Source organism: Paramicrobacterium humi (assembly GCF_900105715.1).
Lineage (GTDB): Bacteria > Actinomycetota > Actinomycetes > Actinomycetales > Microbacteriaceae > Paramicrobacterium > Paramicrobacterium humi.
In genome coordinates this window covers 267,241-292,188 of sequence record NZ_FNRY01000001.1, presented here as the reverse complement: position 1 = coordinate 292,188, position 24,948 = coordinate 267,241, and the positions used below count along the sequence as shown (strand labels likewise).

The 24,948-nt window shown below is 68.8% G+C and carries 23 protein-coding genes and 1 riboswitch; of the genes, 10 read left to right on the top strand and 13 right to left on the bottom strand.

Features of this window, described 5'->3' with window-relative positions:
• The first annotated feature begins 64 nt into the window (after positions 1 to 64).
• A complete protein-coding gene (locus tag BLV49_RS01445; protein WP_091179111.1) occupies positions 65 to 499 on the top strand; it encodes a DUF2269 family protein in 435 nt (144 codons plus the stop codon).
• A 97-nt stretch (positions 500 to 596) separates the two neighbouring features.
• On the opposite strand, the gene ribH is transcribed toward BLV49_RS01445, so the two are convergent.
• The 5 genes from ribH to BLV49_RS01420 all read right to left on the bottom strand — a co-directional run bounded on the left by ribH (position 597) and on the right by BLV49_RS01420 (position 5,286).
• A complete protein-coding gene (gene ribH, locus BLV49_RS01440; protein ID WP_091179109.1) occupies positions 597 to 1,067 on the bottom strand; it encodes a 6,7-dimethyl-8-ribityllumazine synthase in 471 nt (156 codons plus the stop codon).
• A 29-nt stretch (positions 1,068 to 1,096) separates the two neighbouring features.
• Positions 1,097 to 2,368, bottom strand: a complete 1,272-nt coding sequence (gene ribA, locus BLV49_RS01435) for a GTP cyclohydrolase II (protein WP_091179107.1) — start codon at positions 2,366 to 2,368, stop codon at positions 1,097 to 1,099.
• Positions 2,365 to 3,006 carry a riboflavin synthase gene (locus tag BLV49_RS01430; RefSeq protein WP_091179105.1) on the bottom strand — a complete coding sequence of 214 codons (642 nt, stop codon included), beginning with the start codon at positions 3,004 to 3,006 and terminating at the stop codon, positions 2,365 to 2,367. The genes ribA and BLV49_RS01430 overlap by 4 nt, the downstream gene beginning before the upstream one ends.
• Positions 3,007 to 4,029, bottom strand: coding sequence for a bifunctional diaminohydroxyphosphoribosylaminopyrimidine deaminase/5-amino-6-(5-phosphoribosylamino)uracil reductase RibD (gene ribD, locus BLV49_RS01425; RefSeq protein WP_281245296.1), 1,023 nt, complete (start codon positions 4,027 to 4,029; stop codon positions 3,007 to 3,009).
• A gap of 68 nt (positions 4,030 to 4,097) precedes the next feature.
• A riboswitch (FMN riboswitch) is annotated at positions 4,098 to 4,239 on the bottom strand.
• A 69-nt stretch (positions 4,240 to 4,308) separates the two neighbouring features.
• Positions 4,309 to 5,286 carry a sugar-binding transcriptional regulator gene (locus tag BLV49_RS01420; protein WP_091179103.1) on the bottom strand — a complete coding sequence of 326 codons (978 nt, stop codon included), beginning with the start codon at positions 5,284 to 5,286 and terminating at the stop codon, positions 4,309 to 4,311.
• Positions 5,287 to 5,407: 121 nt separating this feature from the next.
• Here BLV49_RS01420 and BLV49_RS01415 point away from each other — a divergent pair, with 121 nt between their 5' ends.
• The 3 genes from BLV49_RS01415 to glpK all read left to right on the top strand — a co-directional run bounded on the left by BLV49_RS01415 (position 5,408) and on the right by glpK (position 9,624).
• Positions 5,408 to 7,138, top strand: a complete 1,731-nt coding sequence (locus BLV49_RS01415; protein ID WP_091179101.1) for a glycerol-3-phosphate dehydrogenase/oxidase — start codon at positions 5,408 to 5,410, stop codon at positions 7,136 to 7,138.
• Positions 7,139 to 7,280: 142 nt separating this feature from the next.
• The gene (locus BLV49_RS01410) at positions 7,281 to 8,039 is read left to right on the top strand and encodes an MIP/aquaporin family protein (protein WP_091179099.1); all 759 of its coding nucleotides are present in this window, start codon (positions 7,281 to 7,283) and stop codon (positions 8,037 to 8,039) included.
• Between the two features lie 70 nt (positions 8,040 to 8,109).
• Entirely contained in the window at positions 8,110 to 9,624 is a 1,515-nt protein-coding gene (glpK, locus tag BLV49_RS01405) for a glycerol kinase GlpK (RefSeq protein WP_091179097.1), read from the top strand.
• A 57-nt stretch (positions 9,625 to 9,681) separates the two neighbouring features.
• On the opposite strand, the gene BLV49_RS01400 is transcribed toward glpK, so the two are convergent.
• Genes BLV49_RS01400 through BLV49_RS01385 form a run of 4 tightly spaced genes read right to left on the bottom strand, consistent with a single transcriptional unit; the run spans position 9,682 to position 13,527 of the window.
• Positions 9,682 to 10,434, bottom strand: coding sequence for an HAD family hydrolase (locus BLV49_RS01400; RefSeq protein ID WP_245723496.1), 753 nt, complete (start codon positions 10,432 to 10,434; stop codon positions 9,682 to 9,684).
• A 2-nt stretch (positions 10,435 to 10,436) separates the two neighbouring features.
• Positions 10,437 to 11,441 carry a tryptophan--tRNA ligase gene (gene trpS / locus BLV49_RS01395; protein WP_091179092.1) on the bottom strand — a complete coding sequence of 335 codons (1,005 nt, stop codon included), beginning with the start codon at positions 11,439 to 11,441 and terminating at the stop codon, positions 10,437 to 10,439.
• 56 nt (positions 11,442 to 11,497) lie between these two features.
• Positions 11,498 to 12,358, bottom strand: a complete 861-nt coding sequence (locus tag BLV49_RS01390; protein WP_434061446.1) for an exodeoxyribonuclease III — start codon at positions 12,356 to 12,358, stop codon at positions 11,498 to 11,500.
• A gap of 29 nt (positions 12,359 to 12,387) precedes the next feature.
• Complete coding sequence (locus tag BLV49_RS01385) at positions 12,388 to 13,527, bottom strand: YihY/virulence factor BrkB family protein (protein WP_091179088.1); 1,140 nt, start codon at positions 13,525 to 13,527, stop codon at positions 12,388 to 12,390.
• 186 nt (positions 13,528 to 13,713) lie between these two features.
• Between BLV49_RS01385 and BLV49_RS01380 the strand changes: the two genes are divergently transcribed.
• Positions 13,714 to 14,742, top strand: coding sequence for an FHA domain-containing protein (locus BLV49_RS01380; RefSeq protein ID WP_091179086.1), 1,029 nt, complete (start codon positions 13,714 to 13,716; stop codon positions 14,740 to 14,742).
• A 94-nt stretch (positions 14,743 to 14,836) separates the two neighbouring features.
• On the opposite strand, the gene BLV49_RS01375 is transcribed toward BLV49_RS01380, so the two are convergent.
• From BLV49_RS01375 to sdhC, 4 genes are read right to left on the bottom strand one after another with little or no spacing between them, the layout of a single operon-like run.
• Positions 14,837 to 15,595, bottom strand: a complete 759-nt coding sequence (locus BLV49_RS01375; RefSeq protein WP_091179084.1) for a succinate dehydrogenase iron-sulfur subunit — start codon at positions 15,593 to 15,595, stop codon at positions 14,837 to 14,839.
• Between the two features lie 2 nt (positions 15,596 to 15,597).
• Positions 15,598 to 17,415 (bottom strand): succinate dehydrogenase flavoprotein subunit, encoded by a 1,818-nt coding sequence (gene sdhA, locus BLV49_RS01370; protein ID WP_091179081.1) that lies wholly within the window; start codon positions 17,413 to 17,415, stop codon positions 15,598 to 15,600.
• A 6-nt stretch (positions 17,416 to 17,421) separates the two neighbouring features.
• Complete coding sequence (sdhD, locus tag BLV49_RS01365; protein ID WP_091179078.1) at positions 17,422 to 17,865, bottom strand: succinate dehydrogenase, hydrophobic membrane anchor protein; 444 nt, start codon at positions 17,863 to 17,865, stop codon at positions 17,422 to 17,424.
• Positions 17,866 to 17,879: 14 nt separating this feature from the next.
• The gene (gene sdhC, locus BLV49_RS01360) at positions 17,880 to 18,299 is read right to left on the bottom strand and encodes a succinate dehydrogenase, cytochrome b556 subunit (protein ID WP_091179075.1); all 420 of its coding nucleotides are present in this window, start codon (positions 18,297 to 18,299) and stop codon (positions 17,880 to 17,882) included.
• Between the two features lie 173 nt (positions 18,300 to 18,472).
• Here sdhC and BLV49_RS01355 point away from each other — a divergent pair, with 173 nt between their 5' ends.
• The 5 genes from BLV49_RS01355 (at position 18,473) to BLV49_RS01335 (ending at position 24,893) form a co-directional block, all read left to right on the top strand.
• Positions 18,473 to 19,588: a mannose-1-phosphate guanylyltransferase gene (locus BLV49_RS01355; protein ID WP_245723495.1), complete on the top strand. Its 1,116-nt coding sequence runs from the start codon at positions 18,473 to 18,475 to the stop codon at positions 19,586 to 19,588.
• 247 nt (positions 19,589 to 19,835) lie between these two features.
• The gene (locus tag BLV49_RS01350; protein WP_091179072.1) at positions 19,836 to 21,500 is read left to right on the top strand and encodes an ABC-F family ATP-binding cassette domain-containing protein; all 1,665 of its coding nucleotides are present in this window, start codon (positions 19,836 to 19,838) and stop codon (positions 21,498 to 21,500) included.
• Positions 21,501 to 21,530: 30 nt separating this feature from the next.
• On the top strand, positions 21,531 to 22,919 hold the full coding sequence (locus tag BLV49_RS01345) for an MFS transporter (protein ID WP_091179070.1): 1,389 nt from the start codon (positions 21,531 to 21,533) through the stop codon (positions 22,917 to 22,919).
• Between the two features lie 16 nt (positions 22,920 to 22,935).
• The gene (locus BLV49_RS01340) at positions 22,936 to 23,760 is read left to right on the top strand and encodes an NAD-dependent epimerase/dehydratase family protein (RefSeq protein ID WP_091179068.1); all 825 of its coding nucleotides are present in this window, start codon (positions 22,936 to 22,938) and stop codon (positions 23,758 to 23,760) included.
• A 65-nt stretch (positions 23,761 to 23,825) separates the two neighbouring features.
• On the top strand, positions 23,826 to 24,893 hold the full coding sequence (locus BLV49_RS01335) for a BMP family lipoprotein (RefSeq protein WP_091179065.1): 1,068 nt from the start codon (positions 23,826 to 23,828) through the stop codon (positions 24,891 to 24,893).
• Positions 24,894 to 24,948 lie beyond the last annotated feature (55 nt).

Below are 24,948 nucleotides of genomic sequence, written 5' to 3'. Positions count from 1 at the left end.
CGGAATCATGGAACCCATCGAAGGTTGGATGCCGCCGCACGAGGCGCTGGCTAGGCTGAGGAACATGGAAACTCTGTTCAATGTGCTGCACGTCGTGGCGGCCGTGTTCATCGTCGGCCCCATGGCGATCCTCCCGATGACGGCGATGCGGGCCGTGCGCGCCGGAAACGGTGCGCAGGTCGCCGTGCTCGCAAAGTCCACGATGATCTTCAGCTGGCTGTCGGTTCTCGTCGTGGTCTTCGGCTTCGGCATCATGGGCATGTCGGAATACGACATCTCGATCTCGACGCCGTGGATCCTGTGGTCGATCATTCTGTGGCTCGTCGCGATCATCCTCAACCTCGTTCTCGTCGTGCCGACGATGAACAAGGCTGCGCGCGCGCTCGCCGACGGCGCGGCAGAGGGGTCGGGATCGGGCTACCCCGCGATCGCCGCGGGCAGCGGACTCACCACGATCCTGCTCATCGCCGTCGTCGTGCTCATGGTCTGGAAGCCGTAGCCGCGCGGCCGCAGAAAAGATTTGGGGCTATCGAATGTCGCGCGATATTCGATAGCCCCAAAGCGTTTCTGGCTCCGCGCCCGGAGCGGGGGAGACGTCAGCCCCGCAGGGTCGCGAGCACGTGGGCGGTCGCGATCGCAGCCTCCGCGGCCTCGCGGCCCTTGTCCTCCTTCGAGCCGGGGAGCCCCGCCCGGTCGAGGCCCTGCTGCTCGTCGTCGAGAGTGAGCACGCCGAAGCCGATGGGCTTGCCCGTCTGCACGGAGACCTGCGTGAGGCCGCTCGTCGCGGCATCCGACACGTACTCGAAATGCGGCGTTCCGCCACGGATGATGACGCCGAGCGCCACGACGGCATCCGCTCCGCCCTCAAGCGCGGCACGGGAGGCGACGGGAAGCTCGAAGCTCCCCGGCACCCGATGCACCGTGAACGTCGCGCCGGACGCTTCGAGCGTGCGCACGGCGCCGTCGATGAGTCCGTTCATGATGACGTCGTGCCAGCTCGCGCCGATCACGGCGATCGTGAGGCCCGTGCCGTCGACGTCGAGTGTGGGGGAGCCTTCTGCGCTCATGTGTTCCTCTTTCTCGGCTTTCTCGGTTGTCAGTTCGGGGTCGCGCCCGGGGTGATGGGCTGCTCGAGCTGGTGGCCCATGCGGTCGCGCTTCGTCGCGAGGTACTCGGCGTTGAACGGCCCGATGCCCACGACGAGGGGCACGCGTTCGGTCACCGTGATGCCGTGCGCCTCGAGCTGGTGCACCTTCTCGGGGTTGTTCGTGAGCAGCCGCACCTCGCTCAGTCCGAGGTCGGCGAGGATCGCCGAGGCAGCCGTGTAGTCGCGTGCGTCGGCGGGCAGCCCGAGGGCGAGGTTCGCGTCGAGCGTGTCGAGGCCCTCCTCCTGCAGCTTGTAGGCGCGCAGTTTGTTGATGAGGCCGATGCCGCGCCCCTCGTGGCCGCGCAGGTAGATCACGACGCCGCCGTGCCGCTGGATCGTGTCGAGCGCCGCGTCGAGCTGGGGCCCGCACTCGCACTTGAGCGAGCCGAACGCCTCGCCGGTCAGGCACTCCGAGTGCACGCGCACGAGCGCACCCGCGTGAGGCTCCCCGGCGATGACGGCGACGTGGTCGGCGCCCGTCGCGCGGTCGCGGTATGCGCGGATGCGGAACGTGCCGTGCGTCGTCGGCACCGTCGTCTCGACCTCGAAGATCACCTCTCGCGACTCGGGCACGCTCGCTCCGCCGGAGGCCTCGCACACCGAGGAGGCGTCCGGGTTCGCCTCGATGTAGCGGATGAGCTCCGCGATCGTGATGACGGGAACATCGGATGCCGCTCCGAGCTCGATCAGCTCGGGCAGGCGCATCATCTCGCCGTCGTCGCGCGTGACCTCGCAGATCGCGCCGACGGGGCTGAGCCCCGCGAGCTTCATGAGGTCGACGGCGGCCTCGGTGTGCCCGTTGCGCTCACGCACGCCGCCGTCGACGGCGCGAAGCGGAAGCACATGGCCGGGGCGGATGATGCTCGCGGGCGTCGACGCGGGGTCGCCGAGCGTGCGCAGCGTGTGGGCGCGGTCGGCGGCACTGATTCCCGTGGACACGCGGTCGGACGCGTCGACGGAGATCGTGTAGGCGGTGCCCCGCGGGTCCTCGCTCTCGGTCACCATGAGCGGCAGCTGCAGGCGGTCGGCGATCTCGTTCGTCATGGGTGCGCAGATGTAGCCGCTCGTGTGCCGGATCGTCCACGCGAGCCACTCCTGCGTCGCAAGCTCGGCCGCGAGGATGACGTCGCCCTCGTTCTCGCGCGATTCGTCGTCGGCCACGAGAACGGGCTTGCCGGCGCGCAGCGCCTCGAGCGCCTCTGGGATCGTGGCAAGGCTCATGAGTCGCTCCTCCCGGCTTCCGCCCAGTCGGCCGCATCGCGCGCGAGCATCCGCTCGACGTGGCGGGCGATGATGTCGGTCTCGACGTTGACGGTGTCACCGACGGTGAGGGCTCCGAGCGTCGTCGCCGTGAGCGTCTCGGGGATGAGGGAGACCTCGAACCACTGCTCGCTGAGCTCGGCGGGGGCGACGGCGCTCACGGTGAGCGAGGTGCCGTCGACGGCGACGGAGCCCTTGTCCACGATGAGCCGTGCGTGCTCAGCGGGAACGTGGAAGCGCAGCACGCGCCAGTTCTCCTCGTCGCGCACGCTCGCCACGCGCGCCGTGCCGTCGACGTGGCCCTGCACGATGTGTCCGCCGAGCCGCTCGCCGACCGAGGCGGCGCGCTCGAGGTTGACGGCGTCGCCCACGTCGATGTGCTCGAACGTCGAGACGGCGAGGGTCTGGCCCATGACGTCGGCGGTGAAGCTCTCGGCGTCGTGCTCGACGACGGTGAGGCACACTCCCGACACGGCGATCGAGTCGCCGTGTCCCGCGTCGGACACCGCGAGCGGCCCGCGCACGGTGAGCCTCAGCGAGCTGCCGCGGCGTTCGATGGACGCGACGGTGCCGATCTCTTCGATGATTCCCGTGAACATTCAGTTCCTTCCCTTCGGGCGCAGGGTGAGTCGGACGTCGTCGCCCACGCGTGCGACGTCGATGAGCGAAAGGCGGTGGGCCTCGGCGATATTCCCGACCCCCAGATCGGTGAGCGCGAGGTGGTCCCCGCCGAGCACGGCGGGAGCGAGGTACACGACGAACTCGTCGACGAGCCCCGCGCGCACGAACGCCGAGGCGAGTGTGGGCCCGCCTTCGACGAAGAGCGAGCGGATGCCGCGCTCGCGCAGCGTCCGCAGGTCGGATTCGAGGTCGCGGCCGTCGAGCCGCACGTGCGGGTGCGGATGCTGCCGCAGCAGCGCGTCGACGGGCAGGTCGCGGATGCCGAAGACGACGGGAACGGGCTGGTCCTCGTAGAGTTCGCCGGTGGCCGTGCGAGCGGTGAGTGAGGGATTGTCGGCGAGCACCGTTCCGGTTCCCACGGCGATCGCGTCGCTGCGCGTGCGGAGCCGGTGCACGTCCGCGCGGGCCTGGTCGCCCGTGATCCACTTGCTCGAGCCGTCGGCGGCCGCCGTTCGCCCGTCAAGCGAGGACGCCCACTTGAGCATCACGAGGGGCCGGCCCGAGCGGGCCGTGGTGAGCCAGTCGCCGAGGAACGCCTCGGCCTGCTCGCGCAGCACGCCGCTCTCCACCGACACACCGTTTGCGGCGAGGCGTGCTCCGCCCCCGCTCGACACCGTGCCGGGGTCGTCAACGGCGTAGACGACGCGCGCGATGCCCGCGTCGAGGAGGGCGTCGACGCACGGTCCCGTTCGCCCGGTGTGATTGCACGGCTCGAGAGTGACGATCGCGGTCGCGCCGCAAGCGGCATCCGACCCGACATGCGAGAGCGCGTCGACCTCAGCGTGCGCGGATCCGGCGCCGCGATGCCAGCCCTCGCCGAGCACGGTGCCGTCGGGCGAGACGATGACGCAGCCGACCTGCGGGTTGACGCCGCGCGTCGGGCCGTTCGCCGCGAGCTCGAGGGCGCGACGCATGAGCTGCTGCTCGCGTTCCGTTGCCACCGGCTCTCCCTCATTCAGGGCTCCGGGTGTGGTCGCACGGCGACGGCGTCACCGCGGACGGGCGACGCCTCGTGCTTCCTCCCTTCCGGACTCGAGCCGTCGTAGACGACCCATAACCGTCGGTTCCGGAATTTCACCGGATCAGCCTCCGTGAGGAGGTTCGCGGACTGTCACCGCCGGTTCGGACTCTCACCGACCCCGGAGCACGTTGCTGTCACCCATGCTAGTCCACGCGCGCTCGGCGGCGGCTGTGTGACGGCGAGTGACGGTCGCGCGCAGTCAGGAGCTCGCGTCGAGCAGCATCCGAGCCGTCGTCGCGTCGACGATCAGGTCGGTGACGAGTCCGGCCGCGAGCGCCCCACGCAGACTCTGCAGCTTGCTCTCGCCCGCGACGATGCAGACGCGCCGCGCGACGCGGCGCTGCACCTCGAGGTCCGGGCCGGAGGAGCGCGTGTTGATCTCGATGCCGTCGTCGGAGCCGTCCTCTCGGTAGAACACCGTCGCTACGTCTCCGACGACCCCGGCCGCCTGCATCGCCTGCAGATCGTCCTCGTCGAGGTATCCGCCCACGTACACGTGGCTCGGCACGACGGCAAACGGGGAGCCGAGGCCGAACACGGTCATGTCCATCTCGCGCTGCATGTCGAGAACCCGTTTGACGCTGCGTTCGCGCCACATCGCCCGCTTCGTCTCGGCCGAGTCGAACAGCGCGGGCACCGCGAACTGCTGAACGGCAGCGCCGTATGCGGTGCCGAAGCGCTGCAGCAGCTCGCTCGCGTACACGAGGCCCGTCGTGCGCGGGTTCGCCGCGCCATTCAGCTGCACGATGCGCGAATTGTGCGTGTGCTTGGTCACGAGATGGCGTGAAACCGCCGTCATGGTCGCGCCCCACGCGACGCCGATCGACATGTTGGAGTCGACGAAGGTGCCGAGAATTCGTGCAGCAGTGAGCGCGACGCGCTCGAGGCGATCGACGTCGCTCGACTGATCGGGCACGGGAACCACGTGGGCGACGACACCGAACCGGCGGTTGATGTCGGTCTCAATCTGGTGCGGCGCGTCGAGCGGGGAGGACACCCGGATGCTCACCAGTCCGGTGTCGCGGGCATGGCTCAAGAGGCGAGAAACCGAGGATCTCGAGGTGTGCAGCTCCGCCGCGATGGCATCCATCGTGAGGTCCTGGAGGTAGTACAGCTGGGCGGCCGTGAGTGCGTCGCGCGTCTTCCCCGTGAGCGGATTCGAGGGGGTTCGGGCCATGGCGTCCTCCTTGCACGTTTGTGCACTGCGTTTGAACGCCAGTGTAGCGATGGCCAAGATGAGGGTGATGGCAGCGAGCGCCGCAGGCTCGCCTGTCCGAATGCAACGAGGAGTGGTTCCCATGGTGAGTGACAAGTCTGGCCCCACGACGGCACGCGACACGGTACGAACGCTGCGAGAGCGGCCGCACGCGCAGGTTCTCATCATCGGCGGCGGCATCAACGGGCTCTCGACATTCCGCGATCTCGCCCTGCAGGGCGTCGACGTGACCGTCGTCGAACGCGGCGACTGGGCCTCGGGAGCATCGTCGGCCTCGTCGCACATGATCCACGGCGGCATCCGCTACCTCGAGAACGGCGAGTTCCGGCTCGTGCGCGAGTCGGTGCAGGAGCGCAACGGTCTCGTGAAGATCGCTCCGCACTACGTGAAGCCGCTCGAGACGACAGTGCCGATCTTCTCGACGTTCTCGGGAATCCTCTCGGCGCCGCTGCGCTTCCTTACTCACAAGCAGGGCAAGCCGCAGGAGCGCGGCGCGCTGCTCATCAAGGTCGGCCTGTGCCTGTACGACTCGTTCTCGCGCGACGGCGGCTCCGTTCCGCGGCACACCTTCCGCGGGCGGGCGAAGTCGCTGAAGGCGCACCCGCAGCTGAACCCCGACCTGAAGTACACGGCGACGTACTACGACGCGTCCGTGCACGACCCCGAGCGACTCGCCCTCGACGTGCTGCACGATGGCCTGGCTGCCGGACCCCACGCTCGCGCGGCCAACTACGTCGAGGCCGTTGGCTTCGACGGCGGGGGAGTGACCCTCGCTGACACGGTCACGGGCGAGCGCTTCACGATGACCGCCGATCTCGTCGTCAACGCGAGCGGGCCGTGGACCGACCTCACCAACCGGGCACTGGGACAGGACACGACATTCATGGGCGGCACAAAGGGCTCCCACATCGTGCTCGACAACCCGGAGCTGCTCCAGGCGACCGGCGGCAACGAGATCTTCTTCGAGCACGAAGACGGCCGGATCGTGCTCATCTACCCGCTCAAGGGCCGCGTCATGGTCGGCACGACCGACATCGACGCCGACCCCGCAGAGCCCGCCGTCTGCACGGAAGAGGAGGTCGACTACTTCTTCGACCTCGTGGGGCACGTCTTCCCCGATGTCGCTGTCGACCGCTCGCAGATCGTCTACCGCTTCTCCGGCATCCGCCCCCTGCCGGGACACGGCGACACGCAGCCCGGGTTCGTGTCGCGCGACTACCGCATCGTCACGGGCGAGCTCGACGGCACCCCGCTGCTGAGCCTCGTGGGCGGCAAGCTCACGACCTTCCGGGCGCTCGGGGAGCAGCTGGGCGACGAAGTGCTCGCCGTTCTCGGCCGCAGCCGCAGCGTCTCGACGCTCGGCATGCCCATCGGCGGCGGACGCGACTACCCGGCGACGCCCGCCGCCCGCACGGCGTGGCTCGCGGCGCACAGCGACGCCCTCTCACGTGAACGCGTCGACACGCTGCTCGAGCGCTACGGCACGCGAGCGGCATCCGTCATCGACGAGCTCGAGGCGGCAGGCGATGACGCCCTGCAGACGGCGCCCGACTACTCGGCGCAGGAGCTTCGCTACCTCGCGCGCACCGAGCAGGCCGTGCACCTCATCGACGTTCTGAAGCGTCGAACGAGCCTCTCCTTCACAGGCAGCGTCACCGACGCCGTCCTCGACGAGACGGCACGCATCCTCGCCGGCGAGTTCGGCTGGGACGAGAGCGCGATGGCCGCCGAGCGCAACTCCGCCGCTCGCACGCTGCGCGACACGCACGGCGTCGCCGTGACGATTCGAGAGGAGAGCCAGACGCACGCATAATGCCGGGCTCACCCGGCCCTCTTGTTCCGAGCCTTGCTCACGGTTAGGTTCGAATCTAAGGAACAAAAATTCATCCGCAACACGTGCGGCAGGCGCAGCAGCCTGCCGACATTCCACTCATCTGGAAGGTCAAAGAAGACACATGGCACTTGGTTCTATATTCATCTCCGAAGTCGTGGGAACGGCCCTGCTGATCCTGCTCGGTGGCGGCGTCGTCGCCAACGTCGTGCTCGCCAAGACGAAGGGCTTCAACGGCGGCTGGCTGCTGATCAACTTCGGCTGGGGCCTCGCGGTGTACGTCGGCGTCGTCGCCGCAGCCGTCTCAGGCGCCCACCTCAACCCCGCGGTCACGCTCGGCATCGTCACGAGCGGCGCCGAGAACTTCGTCGACGGTGTACCCGTCACCGTCGGCACGACGTTCCTCTACTTCGGGTCGGAGCTGCTCGGCGCATTCATCGGCGCCATCCTCGTCTACCTGACGTACAAGAAGCACTTCGACGAGTCAGATGACCCATCGGCGAAGCTCGCCGTGTTCTCGACCGGGCCGGAGATCCGCAGCTACGGCTGGAACCTCCTCACCGAGATCGTCGGCACGTTCGTTCTCGTCTTCGTCGTCATCGCCTTCGGCCAGCACGGCGACGCGAAGGGTCTCGCCGCCCTCGGCGCGCTTCCCGTCGCGCTTCTCGTTCTCGTCATCGGCATCTCGCTCGGTGGACCGACCGGGTACGCGATCAACCCCGCCCGTGACCTGGCGCCGCGCATCGCGCACGCGATCCTGCCGATCAAGGGCAAGGGACCGAGCGACTGGGGCTACTCGTGGGTGCCCGTGGTCGGCCCGCTCATCGGCGGTGCGATCGGCGGCTGGGCCGGAACGGCAGGCCTGCTACCGGGACTCGTCTAAGCAACGGCGGGCTCAATGAGAAGCCAGTCGTTTCACATACAGAAGTCAACACAACAAAGGAGTTACCGCCATGGCTGACTACGTAATCGCTATCGATCAGGGCACGACCAGTTCGCGAGCGATTCTCTTCGACAAGGCCGGGACCATCGTCTCGACCGGGCAGCTCGAGCACGAGCAGATCTTCCCGAAGGCCGGCTGGGTAGAGCACGACCCGAAGGAGATCTGGAACAACACGCGCGAGGTGATCGGCCAGGCCCTGTCGAAGGCCAACGTCACACGCCACGACGTCGCCGCCGTGGGCATCACCAACCAGCGCGAGACGGCCGTCGTATGGGACAAGACCACGGGCGAGCCGGTCTACAACGCCATCGTCTGGCAGGACACCCGCACGCAGTCGATCGTCGACGAGCTCGCGAAGGACGGCGGCGTCGAGCGCTTCAAGGACATCGTCGGGCTTCCGCTCGCGACGTACTTCTCGGGCACGAAGATCAAGTGGATCCTCGACAACGTCGACGGCGCACGCGAGAAGGCCGAGGCCGGTGACCTCCTCTTCGGCACGACCGACACGTGGGTGCTCTGGAACCTCACCGGCGGCACCGACGGAGGCGTGCACGTCACCGACGTGACGAACGCGAGCCGCACGATGTTCATGGACCTCGAGACGCTAGAGTGGCGCGACGACATCCTCGAGGTGTTCGGCGTGCCGAAGTCGATGCTCCCCGAGATCAAGTCGTCGAGCGAGGTCTACGGCCACGCGCACAGCTCGAGCCTGCTGCGCGAGACTCCGATCGCCGGCATCCTCGGCGACCAGCAGGCCGCGACGTTCGGTCAGGCCGCCTTCCAGAAGGGCGAGTCGAAGAACACCTACGGCACCGGCAACTTCCTCATCTTCAACACGGGCGAGGAGATCGTTCGCTCGAAGAACGGGCTGCTCACGACGCTCGGCTACAAGCTCGGTGACGCCAAGCCGCACTACGCGCTCGAGGGATCGATCGCCGTCACCGGATCGCTCATCCAGTGGCTGCGTGACAACCTCAACCTGATCAACTCCGCTCCGGAGGTCGAGAAGCTCGCGGAGACGGTCGAGGACAACGGTGGCGTGTACATCGTCCCCGCGTTCTCGGGGCTGTTCGCGCCCTACTGGCGTCCCGACGCCCGCGGTGCGATCGTCGGCCTCACCCGGTATGCCAACAAGGGGCACATCGCACGAGCGGCGCTCGAGGCGACCGCCTTCCAGACGCGGGAGGTGCTGGATGCCGTCAACGCGGACTCCGGCGTCAACCTCGAGGAGCTGAAGGTCGACGGCGGCATGGTCGCGAATGACGCGCTCATGCAGTTCCAGGCCGATGTTCTCGGCGTCCCGGTCATCCGCCCGAAGGTGACCGAGACCACGGCGCTCGGCGCCGCCTACGCGGCAGGTCTCGCCGTCGGCTTCTGGTCGGACCTCGACGAGCTCTCTGCCAACTGGGCCGAGGACAAGCGCTGGGAGCCGCAGATGGACGACACCGAGGCCCAGCGTCAGCTGCGGCTCTGGAAGAAGGCCGTCACGAAGACCTTCGACTGGGTTGACGAGGACGTGCAGTAACGCGACTCGCGACACGCGAGGAGGCCGGGGTGCGCACGCGCCCCGGCCTTCGCCGTGTCAGCGCCCGATCAAGGCGGGCAGCTCCGCGAGGGACGTGATCGTCGTGACCCCGTGCTCGCGGGCGATCGCCGCGGCGTCCGCGTCGGAATCGTGACCGTGGCCGATCGCTCCCTCGGGCAGCTCCTCGCCGAAGCGGTTGAGCCACACGCCGGTGAGACCGGCGGATGCCGCGCCCGCGGCATCCGTGATGAGCCGGTCGCCGACATACAACGCCTCCGCCGGGCTGACGCCGTACGCCTCGCACGCCACCTGGAAGATGCGCGGATCGGGCTTCGCCACGCCGACAGTGCCCGAGGCGATGACGTGGGCGAAGCGGTGCTCGAGCCCCGTCTGGGCGAGCTTGACCTGCTGGTAGCCGGCCTCGCCGTTGGTGATGACGCCGATGCGCGCTCCCGCCTGCTCGACGGCATCGAGGCACGCGAGAGCGTCGTCGAACAGCTCCCACGAGTCGCGGTAATGCTGGAAGTAGTCGTCGTACCAGGCGTCGGCCGCGTCGGGATCGAGCACGATGCCGTGCGCGGCCGCGAACTCGAGCGCCCGCGTGCGGCGCTGCTCGGCAAAGCTCAGCTCTCCCGAGAGGTAGCGGTGGTAGTGCGCGTCCTCGAGCTCATGCCACAGCGCGGCGACATCGACCTCGCCCACACCGTAGGGCGCGCCGAGCGCGCCGACGTGCGCGTGGATGCCGCGAATGACGGCGCCTCGATGATCGAGCAGCGTGTCGTCGAGATCGAACAGTGCGAGCCTGATCATGCTCACGCCCTGGCGAGAAAGCCGACCCGCTCGTACACCGCAGCGAGCGTGGCCTCCGCGACCTCGTTCGCGCGCGCCGCGTTCACGGCGAGCAGCCGGTCGAGCTCCGCCGGATCGTGGAGAAGCTCGAGGGCGCGCGAGCGCACGGGCTCGAACTCGGCCACGACCACCTCGGCGACGGCCTTCTTGAAGTCGCCGTAGCCGCGGCCCGCGAACTCGTCGGCTATCGCCTCGTGGCTCGCGCCCGTGAGCGCCGAGTACATCGACATGAGGTTCGAGACGCCGGGCTTGTTCTCGCGGTCGTAGGCGACGACGCCCTCGTTGTCGGTGACGGCGCGCATGATCTTCTTCTGCGTCACCTTCGGCTCGTCGAGAAGCCACAGGATGCCCGCGGGCGACTCCGCCGACTTCGACATCTTGGACTCCGGCGTCTGCAGATCGTAGATGCGCGCCGAATCGGCCGGGATCTGCGCCTTCGGAATCGTGAACGTGTCGCCGAAGCGCGAGTTGAAGCGCTCGGCGAGATCGCGCGTGAGCTCGACGTGCTGGCGCTGGTCGTCACCGACCGGCACGACCTCTGTCTGGTACAGCAGGATGTCCGCCGCCATGAGCACGGGGTAGGCGAACAGCCCCACGTTCGTGGCGTCAGCGCCGTACCGCGACGACTTGTCCTTGAACTGCGTCATCCGGCTCGCCTCGCCGAACCCGGTGATCGTGTTGAGCACCCACGCCAGCTGAGCGTGCGCCGGCACGTGCGACTGCACGTAGAGCGTCGAGCGTGACGGCTCGATGCCGGCGGCGATGTACTGCGCAGCGGTGCGGCGCGTCTTCTCGCGCAGCTCCGCCGGATCCTGCGGCACCGTGATCGCATGCAGGTCGACGACGGAGAAGAACGCGTCGTAGTCCTCCTGCATCTGCTTCCACTGCACGAGGGCGCCGATGTAGTTCCCGGCGTGCAAGGAGTCGGCGGAGGGCTGCATGCCCGAATAGAGACGGGGTTTTGTCATGAGAGTGTCCTGAAATCTGGAGGAAGAAGAATGGATGCCGCCGCGCGCGGCGCTGCTCAGATGCGGTAGTCGACGACCACCGGGGCGTGGTCGGACCATCGCGTGTCCCACGAGTCCGCCCGGTCGATCGCGTAGTCGTTCACCGTCTCCGCGAGCGCGGGAGTGGCGACGTGATAGTCGATGCGCCAGCCCGTGTCGGTGTCGAACGCCTTGCCGCGCTGCGACCACCACGTGTAGGGGCCCTCGATCTCGCCGTGGAATCGGCGTCCGACGTCGACCCAGCCCAGCCCGGTGCCCGTGCTGCCGTCGGCTCCCGTGACGCTCTCGCCCGCGGGACCGAAGAAGCGATCGAAGTACGCCCGCTCCTCGGGGAGGAAGCCGGCCTTCTTGCGGTTGCCCTTCCAGTTCTTGATGTCGAGTTCCCGGTGGCCGACGTTGAGGTCGCCGACGACGACGGCGAGCTCGCTGTGCTTCTGCAGTTCGGGAAGCCGCTCGGTCATCGCGTCGAGGAACTGGTACTTCTCGACCTGCTTGGGCGTGTCGACGACCCCCGAGTGCACGTAGCACGACACGACGGTGACGACGCGGTCGCCGACCTCGTAATCGGCCTCAAGCCACCGGCCGGCGCTGTCGAACTCGTCGGGACCGAGCTCGACGCGGTGAATCGACGCCTTCGACCGGCTGGCGATGGCGACGCCTGCGCGGCCCTTCGCCGTTGCCGCGTCGTGCAGAATGTCCCAGTCGTCGCCGAGCAGGTTCTGCAGGTCGTCGGTGGAGGCACGCACTTCCTGCAGGGCGAGGATGTCGACGTCACGACCGTCGAGCCACTCACCCATCCCCTTGCGGAACGCGGCGCGAACGCCGTTGACGTTGACGGATGCAATGCGCAGGGGTGCCGAGTTCGCCATGGCATCCATTCTAGGTTGAGCGGCCGACGCGCTCGGTCTCAGCCGACGCTGCGGGCCACGGCGAGGGCTCCCTTGAGGCGCTTGCGGGCGCGCCGACGCTCGAAGAAGCCGCTGGCCTCGCGGAGCTCCGAGCGAGCGGCCCGCACGTCCGCGACCGCGACGAGGCGGCGGGCGCGGGCGAGTTCGGCGCTGCGCTCCGCCGCGCTCGGCTCGTGCAGCGAGACGTCGCTGTCGGCGAGGCGCACCGAGATCCACGATGCTGAGATGAGAATCACTCGGCTCACGAGGTTGAACCACAGCAGAAGTCCGACGAACAGCGTGAATCCGGCGAGCAGCGGGTTGCGGCTCGCGCCGTCGAGAACCGCGCCGCTCGCGACCGAGAGGCCCGCGAGAACGACGCTTCCGCCGAGCACGCCGCCGAGCAGGTCCCGCCACGGGATCCTCAGCCGTGACAGGATCCGGAACATCACGGTCAGGGTCACGGCGTTGATGAAGACGGAGCTGATCACGGCGATCGCGCCGCCGCTGGCGCGGCCGAGCATCGAGCCAGGGCCGAAGCCGAACAGGCCGAGCAGCCATTCGAGAAACTGGGTGCCGACGATCGACAGCGCCGCCGAGACGAGCAGCAGCACGCCGATGCCGGCGGCCAGCGCCAGGTCCCACAGCTTCTTCGTGATGAAGCTTCGGTCGTCGCGCGGGACCTGGAAGATCGCCCGCACCGCCTGCCGCGTGTAGTACATCCAGCCGATCGCGGTCCACGACAGTCCGAGGAGCGCGATGGCGCCCCACCAGCCGTAGTTCGAGGTGTTGAACAAGTCCTTCGGATCGATGAGCCCCTGTGTGCCGATGAGACCGGGGACGCTCGTGTTGATGATCGTGATGAGCGCGTCCGAGAGAGCAGGGCTGCTCGAGAGCCACACGCCTGCGACGGAGAAGCCCACGAACACGCCGGCGAAGACGGCGAAGACGGCGTAGAAGCTCATGCCCGCGGCCATGAGGTTGCCGTCTTCCCAGAGGTAGTGCTGCACGACCCTGTAGATCCGATTGCGGGTGACGCGGTGACTGAGCCGCGTAACGGCTCCGGCCGGCCGCCGCAGCCACGGGCTTCCCGTCCGGCCCACCGCACGACCGTCGTCGCCCGCGTGCTCCGGCGGCGACTGTTCAGATGCGGCGACCACACGATCAGCGTATCCGCGAGTCGATCGGCGACCGGATGCCGCGACGGAACGCCGCGGATTCGGGCGGTTCCGCGCACCACAGCGACATCGGCTCGCGCGAAACTGAGAATTAGGTCAGAATAGAGGAGTCCCCCGCTTGGGGAGTGCCGTGATCCCGAAGCGGCACGCTAGTGAGGTGGACCCGACGTGGCAGAACGCGTGAGCTATGCGTCGGTCGCTGACGCCGCCTGGACGGTGATCGCGGCTCCGCGAACGCTCGTCGCGCTCAGCAGACCGGTCGATCCGGGCCTCGTGCACCGCCTCTGGACTCTCATTCGCGACGGCTCGACGTTCGAATCGCTCGTCGCCGAGTTCCCGGCCGAGTCCGGCGGCCGTCCGCTGTCGTTCGTGCTTCTCGGCGACATCGACGAGAACAGCCGCGGCGCCTCGCTCATGGCGCTCGTGAACGGCCCCGTCGGCTTCGACATCGCGTCCGCGGGCGCGCCGCACCACATCTCGCCGACGGGAAGCGCGCCATGGCTGCGCACCCGTCTGCAGAACGTGTCGAACCTCGCGATCGGGCAGCAGCACAACGGGGCTCCGTTCCCGCTCGTGAGCGGCGTCGTCACCGCGGGCCGCGTCGACATGGTCTTCGGAACCGAGATGATCCAGCGCCCCGCCGCCGACAGCGCGAGCGCGCTCGCCCGACCGTCCGCGACGACGGTCGTGCCGGCCGCCGTTCCCACTCCGGCGGAGCCGGCCGTGCGCTCTGACGTCGTGTTCGACCACTCGGTCGAGCTGCACGACGGCATGACCATCCGCCGCACGCCGAGCCAGGCGCCGCCCGTGACCGGCCCCATCCGGCTGCCGAACCTGCCGGAGCATCCGCGCACCGTCATGTTCGGGTACCGCGTCAACAGCGGTCAGGCCTACGCGCTCGATCTGCCGCACCGCTTCGGCCGCAACCCCAAGACGCGGTCGCAGAACAGCGTGCGGCTCGTGCAGCTGCTGTCCCCGACGAAGACGGTCTCGGCGACGCACATGGACATCCGCCAGGTCGGCGATGTCGTCATCGTCTCCGACCTGAACTCCACGAACGGGACCTCGGTCATCGTGCCGGGCGGCCGTTGGGGGCGCCTCGCGCCGGGGGAGTCCCTCGTCGTGCCGGCGGGCAGCTTCGTCGACGTCGGCGACGGCAACGTCATCGAGATCATGCCGGGCGTGCCGCTGAGCTGAGCGAAGCGGCATCCGCTCGTCTCGAGGATCATGCGAAAGGCCGGGCGCCGCAGGAAAATTCTGCGGCGCCCGGCCTTTCGCGAAGCGGAAAGCCTTACGGCTTGCCGCGCATGATCGCCTGCTTGACCTCGGCGATCGCCTTCGTGACCTGGATGCCGCGAGGGCACGCCTCGGTGCAGTTGAATGTCGTGCGGCAGCGCCACACGCCTTCCTTGTCGTTGAGGATGTCGAGCCGCACTTGCGCGTGGTCGTCACGCGAGTCGAAGATGAACCGGTGCGCGTTGACGATGGCGGCGGGGCCGAAGTACTGCCCGTCGGTCCAGAACACGGGGCAGCTCGACGTGCACGCGGCGCACAGGATGCACTTCGTGGTGTCGTCGAAGCGAGCCCGGTCGGCGGCGGACTGCAGGCGCTCCTTGCCGGCCCCCGGCTTGCTGTCGGCCATGAGGAACGGCTGCACCTCGCGGTAGGAGTCGAAGAACGGCTCCATGTCGACGACGAGGTCCTTCTCGAGGGGGAGCCCCTTGATCGCCTCGACGTAGATCGGCTTCGAGATGTCGAGATCCTTGATGAGCGTCTTGCACGCGAGCCGGTTGCGGCCGTTGATGCGCATGGCGTCGGAGCCGCAGACGCCGTGGGCGCACGAGCGGCGGAACGTCAGCGAACCGTCCTGCTCCCACTTGATCTTGTGCAGCGCGTCGAGGACGCGCTCGGTCGGCAGCATCTCGACGTCGAAGTCCTGCCAGTGCGGTTCCGCGTCGACATCGGGGTCGAAGCGGCGGATGATCATCGTCACCGTGAAGGTCTGCGTCGGGTCGTTCGACACCGGCGCCTCTTCCAACACCTGCGACATGTCTAGTACTTCCTCTCCATCGGCTGGTAGCGCGTGATGACGACGGGTTTCCAGTCCAGGCGGATGTGGTCGGCGGCATCCGCCGAGTGGGGGTCGCCCGTGAGGTACGCCATCGTGTGCTTCATGTAGTTCTCGTCGTCGCGCTTCGGGTAGTCGTCGCGCATGTGTCCGCCGCGGGACTCCTTGCGGTTGCGGGCCGAGAAGACGACGACCTCGGCGAGGTCGAGCAGGAAGCCGAGCTCGACCGCCTCGAGCAGGTCGGTGTTGAACCGCTTGCCCTTGTCCTGAATCGAGATGTTCATGTACCGCTGACGCAGGTCGTGGATGGTCTGTGTGACCTCCGCGAGCGTCTCGTCGGTGCGGAACACCTGGGCGTTCTTGTCCATCTCGTCCTGCAGCGTCTTGCGCAGGGCGCCGATGCGCTCGGGGCCCGTGCCGTCCTTGATGCGCTCGATCGACTCGCGCACATTCTTGGCCGGGTCGTCGGGCAGCGGGACGAAGTCGACGTTCTTCACATACGCGACGGCGTTGTTTCCCGCGCGCTTTCCGAACACGTTGATGTCCAGCAGCGAGTTGGTGCCGAGGCGGTTGGAGCCGTGCACCGACACGCACGCGCACTCGCCCGCGGCGTACAGGCCCGGCACGACTGTCGTGTTGTCGGAGAGGACCTCGGCGTTGTTGTTGGTCGGGATGCCGCCCATGGCGTAGTGCGCCGTCGGCATGACCGGCACGGGCTCGGTCACCGGGTCCACGCCGAGATAGGTGCGCGCGAACTCCGTGATGTCCGGGAGCTTCGTCTCGAGCACCTCGGCGCCCAGGTGCGTGCAGTCGAGCAGCACGTAGTCCTTGTTCGGTCCGGCGCCGCGGCCTTCCTGCACCTCCTGCACCATGCTGCGGGCGACGATGTCGCGCGGCGCGAGGTCCTTGATGGTCGGGGCGTAGCGCTCCATGAAGCGCTCGCCCGAGGCGTTGCGCAGGATGGCGCCCTCACCGCGGGCGCCCTCTGTGAGCAGGATGCCGAGGCCGGCGAGCCCGGTCGGGTGGAACTGGAAGAACTCCATGTCCTCGAGCGGGAGGCCCTTGCGCCAGATGATGCCGACGCCGTCTCCCGTGAGGGTGTGGGCGTTCGACGTGGTCTTGAAGATCTTGCCGAAGCCGCCCGTCGCGAAGATCGTCGCCTTCGACTGGAAGACGTGCAGCTCGCCGGTCGCGAGCTCGAACGCGACGACCCCCGCGGGCTTCTTCACACCGTCGACCTCGGTCATGATGAGGTCGAGAACGTAGAACTCGTTGAAGAAGTTGATGCCGAGCTTGACGCAGTTCTGGAACAGCGTCTGCAGGATCATGTGGCCCGTGCGGTCGGCCGCGTAGCACGCGCGGCGAACGGCGGACTTGCCGTGGTCGCGCGTGTGGCCGCCGAAGCGGCGCTGGTCGATCTTGCCCTCGGGCGTGCGGTTGAACGGCAGGCCCATGTTCTCGAGGTCGATGACCGCGTCGATGGCCTCCTTCGCGAGGATCTCCGCCGCGTCCTGGTCGACGAGGTAGTCGCCGCCCTTGACGGTGTCGAACGTGTGCCACTCCCAGGTGTCTTCCTCCACGTTCGCGAGCGCGGCCGCCATGCCGCCCTGCGCGGCGCCCGTGTGCGAGCGCGTGGGGTAGAGCTTCGAGATCACTGCGGTCTTCGCGCCGGGGCCGGCCTCGATCGCGGCGCGCATGCCGGCGCCGCCTGCGCCGACGATGACGATGTCGAACTGGTGATAGTGGATGCCGTCGATCACTGTCGATTCGGCGGCCGTCGTGTTCGCAGCGGGAGTCGTCATATCGGTTTAGAGGTCCTTACAGATGGAGGGAAGCAAGTCAGCGGGGGAGCCGGCGGGGCACGGGTCGAACGTCGTGACCACGAGCGTGCCGAGCACGAGCAGCACGATGACCGCGACGAGGATCGCGATCTTCAGGATGCCGCGGAGCGTGCGGTTGTGCGCGTAGTCGTTGACGATGGTGCGCATGCCGTTGGCGCCGTGAATGAGGGCGAGCCACAGCATGAGCCCGTCCCACACCTGCCAGAACGGGTCCGACCACTTGCCGCCGACGAAGGCGAAGTCGATGGCGTGCACGCCCTTGCCGACCATGAGGTTGACGAACAGGTGGCCGAAGATCAGCACGACGAGCACGACGCCCGATGCGCGCATGTAGATCCAGCCCCACTTCTCCCAGTTCGTTCCCTTCGACCGGGTGACGGGAGTGCGGGGAGCAGCGATGGTGTGAGTCATGTCCGTTCCCTCTCTCAGTTCCCGAAGACGTTCATCAGGTGGCGCGGCGTGAACGCGAGCATCGTGAGCACCCAGACGACGATCACGATGTAGAACATGGGGCGCTGGAAGTGCGTGCCCTTCGACCACAGGTCGACGAGGATGATGCGGATGCCGTTGAACGCGTGGAACACGATGGCGCCAACGAGGGCGACCTCGCCGAGTCCCATGATCGGCGTCTGGTAGGTGCCGATGACGGCGTTGTACGCCTCCGGCGACACTCGCACGAGAGCCGTGTCGAGGATGTGCACCAGAAGGAAGAAGAAGATGGCGACACCGGTGACCCGGTGAAGTACCCAAGACCACATTCCCTCACGACCGCGGTACAGCGTGCCCGCTGGTCGCTTGGAGGTTGTGGAAGACAACGGTGCAGTCCCTGCAGTCTTCGCTGACACGGAACGACCCTCCCTGACGAATCGCGTGTTACGTCGGCCGGACAGCCGGCGAGCGCCGAGGCGCGTGGTCACCAGTCTATGCCGCCGCGAGGGGCCCTTGCCCCTAAGGGGACCCTAAATATCTTGATGTCGAGATATGCCGGATGCCGCGAGGCGCCCGCTATCGTGGGGGCATGAGCACAGCCCGCGCCAGGTTCTACAGCGTCATTCCCGCAGGAGGAATCGGCTCGCGGCTGTGGCCGCTCTCCCGAGCCGACGCACCGAAGTTCCTGCACGATCTCACGGGGTCGGGCGTCACGCTCCTGCGCGCGACGTGGGACCGGCTCACGCCGCTCGCGGGCGAGCAGCGCATCATGGTCGTCACCGGCCGCGCGCACCGCGCCGCCGTCGAGAAGCAGCTGCCCGAGATCGGCGACGAGAACATCGTGCTCGAGGCCGACCCGCGCGAGTCGACCGTCGCCGTGTGCCTCGCCGCCGCGATCCTGCGCAAGCGCGAGCCCGACGTCATCATCGGCTCCTTCGCCGCCGACCACGTGATCCGCGGCGACCGGCTGTTCCGCCAGGCGGTGTCGCACGCGATCGAGGCGGCGGACGCCGGCTACATCGCCACGATCGGCATCCGTCCCACCGAGCCCGCTATCGGCTTCGGCTACATCAAATCGGGCGCCCCGCTTGACATCGACGGCGCCGAGAGCGTGCTCACCGTCGACAGCTTCGTCGAGAAGCCCGACATCGAGCGGGCGAAGAAGTACGTCGCCGACGGAGGCTACCTGTGGAACGCCGGCATGTTCATCTCCCGCGCCGACGTGCTGCTCGAGGAGCTCGGCCGCAACGAGCCGCAGCTGCGCGACGCGATCCTCGAACTCGCCGACGCGTGGGACGACCCCGCGACGCGCGGCCCCGCCGTCGACAGGCTGTGGCCGACCCTCAAGAAGGTCGCGATCGACTACTCCGTCGCCGAGCCCGCGGCCGCGCAGGGGCGCATGGCTGTCGTTCCGGGCTATTTCAGCTGGGACGACGTCGGAGACTTCGCGTCGCTCGCGAAGCTCAACTCGCACGGCCGGCCGAGCGATCTCGCGATCCTCGGCGAGAACGCCCGCGTCCTCGCCGACTCGTCGAGCGGCATCGTCGTCTCGCACAGCAAGCGCGTGATCAGCCTCATCGGCGTGAAGAACATCGTCGTCGTCGACACCCCCGACGCCCTCCTCGTCACGACGAGCGAGAACGCGCAGCGCGTGAAGGGCGTGGTCGACGCGCTCAAGATCTCGGGCCGCGACGACGTGCTCTGAGCGAGGGCGCACGTCTCGTCGAAGCCGATCCTGTCTCGCCTCGACAGCGCTGTGCGCGGCCGATGCTTTACAACCTCCGACCGTCCGCCTATGCTCTGAGGCGATGTTTTCCTAACGCACCCTGACCTGTCCGCGTCCGAGGCTTGCCCGGCGGACCTCGATTTCAGGCGTGCAGGGAAACCTCTTCCCGCTCTCAGCGGCACTACGGTGTCGACGTGTGCGCCTGGCCGACTCGAAAGGGCACCGGATGCCGTCCACCATTCCTCAGCTGACACAATCACCCGCGCAGTCCCTCGACCACATCCGCGTCGACGGAGTCTCGCGCAGCTTCGGCGACCGGCGCGTGCTCACGAACGTGAGCTTCGCCGTGCCGCCGGGCGCCCGCATCGGCCTCATCGGCGAGAACGGGGCCGGAAAGTCAACGCTGCTTCGCCTCATCGCCGGATCCGACGCGCCGGACGCGGGAGCCATCGCGCGGCCGGCCGACACGGGCTTCCTCTGGCAAGAGGTGCCGCACGATGCCGACTACACCGTGAGCGACCTGCTCGAGCGTGCTCTCGCGAGCGTTCGGACGGCCGAGCGCGAGTTGACGGATGCCGCCGACTCGCTCGCCGCGGGCGGCGCCGCCGCCGAACGGCGGTACGCGGCCGCACTCGAGGCAGCCGAGGCGCGCGACGTGTGGGGCGCCGACGCGCGCCGCGACGCTGTGCTTGCGGGGCTCGGGCTCGACGGCATCCCGCTCGACCGTCGCCTCGACGCCGTGAGCGGGGGCCAGCGCAGCCGGTTCGCGCTCGCCGCGCTGCTGCTCGAACGTCCCGCGGCGCTCCTTCTCGACGAACCCACGAACCACCTCGACGACGTCGCCGTCGCGTTTCTGCGCGCGCAGCTGCTCGGCTGGAGCGGCCCCGTGCTCTTCGCGAGCCACGACCGGGCGTTCCTCGACGAGATCTCGACGGGGCTCGTCGACCTCGACACGGGACGCGGCTCGCTGCGCGGGCCAGGCGGAGTGACGGTCTTCGGCGGCTCGTTCAGCGACTACCTCGCCGAGAAGCAGCTCGAGCGCGAGCGCTGGGAAGCCCAGTTCGCGGCCGAGCAGGACGAGCTCAAGCAGCTCGCGCACACCGTCGACGTGACCGCGCGCCAGGTCGCGCACGGCCGCGGGCCGAGCGACAACGACAAGTTCATCCACGCGTTCAAGGGCGCCAGGGTGCAGGGGCAGATCAGCCGCCGCGTGAAGAACGCGCGCGGCCGGCTCGAGGAGCTGCGCGAGAACCAGGTGCGCAAGCCCCCGCAGCCGCTGCGCTTCGCCGGCATCCCGCGGGGCTCGCATCCGCTGGGAGATGGCTCGTCGCTCCTCGCCGTCACGAGCGCGCGCATCCCGAGGCGCCTCGCCGTCGACCGCCTCGTCATCGAGTCGCAGTCGCGCCTGCTCGTGACGGGTCCGAACGGGGCGGGCAAGTCCACGCTGCTGCGCGTTCTCGCGGGGACGACGCCGCTTGACCGCGGCAGCGTCGAGCGCCGGCGCGGTTTGCGCGTGCAGCTGCTCGAGCAGGACGTGCGCTTCGAACGGCCCGACCGCAGCCCGCGGCAGCTCTACACGGGCGCACTGGGGGAGCGGCGTGCAGAGCTGCTGCCCCTGAGCTCGCTCGGTCTCATCCCACCGCGGGATCTCGACCGTCCCGTCGGCGCGCTGTCGGTCGGGCAGCAGCGTCGCGTGGCGCTCGCGCTCATCATCGCGAAGCCGCCGCACGTGTTCCTGCTCGACGAGCCGACGAACCATCTGTCGCTCCAGCTCGCCACCGACCTCGAGGACGCGCTCGGCTCCTACCCCGGCGCCGTCGTGATCGCCAGCCACGACCGCTGGCTGCGGCGCCGCTGGCAGGGCGAGGAACTTCGCGTGCGCCCGGCGTAACGCGGCGGCGCGGGCGGGCAGAATAGGAGGATGCAGCGCTCGCAGACCCTCAATCGTCCGCTCGCGCTGCTCGTGGCCGCGACGTTCTTCATGGAGAACCTCGACGGCACCATCATCCAGACCGCCGCGCCCGCCATGGCAGCCGACCTCGGAGTGCGCGCCGTCGACATCAACCTCGCCATGACCGCGTACCTGCTCACGCTCGCCGTCGGCGTGCCGGTGAGCGGCTGGCTCGCCGACCGCTTCGGCACGAAGCGCGTGTTCTGCACCGCGATCGGCGTGTTCACGCTCGCCTCGCTGCTGTGCGCGCTGAGCCCGAGCCTTCCGCTGCTCGTCGCGGCGCGTGTTCTGCAGGGCGCCGGCGGCGCCATGATGGTGCCCGTCGGTCGCCTCGCCGTGCTGCGCGCCGTCGACAAACGCGACCTGCTCGACGCCATGGCGTACCTGACGTGGCCGGCGCTGCTCGCCCCCGTGCTCGCGCCGGCTCTCGGCGGCATCATCTCCGACACGATCGGCTGGCACTGGATCTTCCTCATCAACATCCCCATCGGCGCCGTCGCGCTGATCGCAGGCGTGAGGCTCGTTCCCGCGCAGGACGCCGAGCCGCGGCATCCGCTCGACGTCCTCGGCTTCGCGCTCGTCGGGGTCGCGCTCGCCGCGATCGTGCTCGGCATGGAAGAGGTCGGCCAGAACGTCGCGCTCGCTCTCGGCATGCTCGGTCTCGGCCTCGTCGTCGGCGCCCTCGGAATATGGCGGATGCTGCGAGCGGCGCACCCGCTGCTCCGCTTCGACGCGCTGCGCCTGCCCACGTTCCGCGTCGGCAACGTCGGCGGGGGTGTGTACCGGATGCTGATCAGCGCCGCGCCGTTCGTGTTCACGCTCATGTTCCAGGAGGGTTTCGGCTGGAGCGCGTCGCTCGCCGGACTGCTCGTCGTCGCCGTCTTCGTCGGCAACGTCGTGATCAAGCCCGCGACGAGCCCGCTCATCCGCCGCTTCGGCTTCCGCGCCGTCATCGTGGGAAGCAACCTCGCGGGCGCCGCCGTGTACGTCGGCTGCGCCTTCCTCACCGCCGAGACGCCGCTGTTCGTCATCGCGTTCGCGCTGTTCGCGAGCGGCGTCTTCCGCTCGATCGGCTTCAGCGGCTACAACTCCGTGCAGTTCGCCGACGTCGAGCCGGCGGACACGAACGCGGCGAACACGCTCGCCTCCACGATGCAGCAGGTCGCCGCGGGCCTCGGCATCGCCGTCGCTGCGCTGCTCGTGCGGCTGTCGACAGACGTCGCCGCGCTCGTCAACCCGGCCGACGCGGGTCTCGGCTTCCGCTGGACCTTCCTCGTCGTCGCCGCCCTGCTGCTGTTCCCCGCGATCGAGGCGGCGCGGCTGCCCGCGCAGGCCGGCTCCCACGTCGCCCGCCGATAGCGAAGGGACCCCCTTCATGCGCATCTTCCTTGCCGGCGGCACGGGCGTTCTCGGCAGTCGTCTCCTCCCCGCGCTCGTCGACGCCGGACACGAGGTCACGGCGACGACGAGACGCGCTGAGAGCCTGACGCGGCTCGCCGCGCTCGGGGCGCGACCCGTCGTCGTCGACGTGTACGACTCTGACCGGCTGGCGGGGGTCGTCGCCGACAGCGGCGCCGAGCTCGTGCTGCACGAGCTCACCGACCTCGGCGAGTACGATCTCGACGCGAACGCGCGACTGCGCCGAGAAGGCACGGCGAATCTCGTTTCCGCGGCGACTGCGGCGGGAATCGACCGCATGATCGTGCAGTCCATCGCGTGGGTGTTTCCCGACGGCAACACGCCCGCACACGAGACGGAGCCGATCATCCCCGGCACGGCCGTCGACGAGATGGAGCGGCTCGCCGCGTCGCTGCCGCACGCGACCGTGCTGCGGTACGGCATGCTCTACGGCCCCGGCACGTGGTACGAGCGCGGCGGGCGCATCGCCCGGCAGGTCGCTGAGGGCGCACTCGCGGCCACTCCTGCCGTCACCTCACTCGTGCACGTCGACGACGCCGTCGCCGCGACCGTGCTCGCGATCGGCTGGCCGGACGGCGTGTATCACGTCGTCGACGACGAGCCGGCCGCGGGGACCGAGTGGCTGCCGGTCTACGCCGCCGCGATCGGAGCGCCCGCGCCGCCGTCCGCACCGCTCGCTCCCGGTGCCCCGGCCGGACGGCCGATCTCGAACGCGAAGGCGCGCGCCGCTGGCTGGTCACCCGCCTACGCGAGCTGGCGCGTCGGCTTCCGCGACACATGAGCCGGCGACGCGTTGCTGTTCGCTACTGTTGTGGCATCCACCCGCGTCGCAAAGGACAGCAACCGATGTCACCGAAACCCGTCGCCCGCGTCGCCGCGCTCGTCGCGGCATCCGCTCTTCTGCTCACCGGCTGCGGCCAGGCGCCCGAGGCGAAGCCCGAGTCGACGGACCCCGACTACTGCGCGCGCATGGTGACGAACTCCGGCGGGCTCGAGGACCGCTCGTTCAACCAGTCCAGCTGGGAGGGGCTCGAGAAGGCGCAGGACGAGTACGGCATCGACGCGCAGGCCATCGTCTCGAAGAGCGAGACCGACCTCGGGCCGAACGTCGACCAGGCCGTCGACACGGGCTGCCGGCTCATCGTAACGGTCGGCTGGGAGCTCGCGGAGTACACGCAGGATGCCGCTGAGGCGAACCCCGACCGGCACTTCGCGATCGTCGACGAGACCCTCGAGGGCGACAACATCACCTCGATCGTCTTCGACACGGCGCAGGCCGCGTATCTCGCCGGATACCTCGCGGCCGGGGTGACGAAGACGGGCGTCGTCGGCACGTTCGGCGGCGGCAACCAGCCGCCCGTGACGCTGTTCATGGACGGCTTCGTCGACGGCGTCGCCCACTACAACGAGGTGCACGACGCCAACGTCGTCGTGAAGGGCTGGGACAAGCAGAAGCAGGACGGCCTGTTCACGGGTGACTTCGAGGACGTCAACAAGGGCAAGCGCACCGCCGAGACCCTCATCGGGCAGGGCGCCGACGTGATCCTCCCCGTCGCCGGGCAGGTCGGCGAGGGCGCGGCTGCCGCGATCGCCGACGCGGGCGACGTGTCGCTCATCTGGGTCGACAACGACGGCTACGAGACGCTGCCGAAGGAGTACGGGCCGTACATCCTCACGAGCATCCTGAAGAAGACGCAAGACGCCGTCACCGACCTCGTCGCACGCGATCTGGACGGCACGCTCGACAACACGCCCTTCGTCGGGACCCTCGAGAACGGCGGCGTCGACATCGCGCCGTTCCATGAGATGACGGATGCCGTCGACGCAGAGCTCTCCGACGAGATCGACGAGCTGCGACAGCAGATCGTGGCGGGGAAGATCGAGGTCTCCTCACCGAGCTCGCCGACGAAGTAACGCCGCCGCTCTGCTCGCTTGCGCGCGAGCGTGCGCGAATGTGACTGCGGGTCCA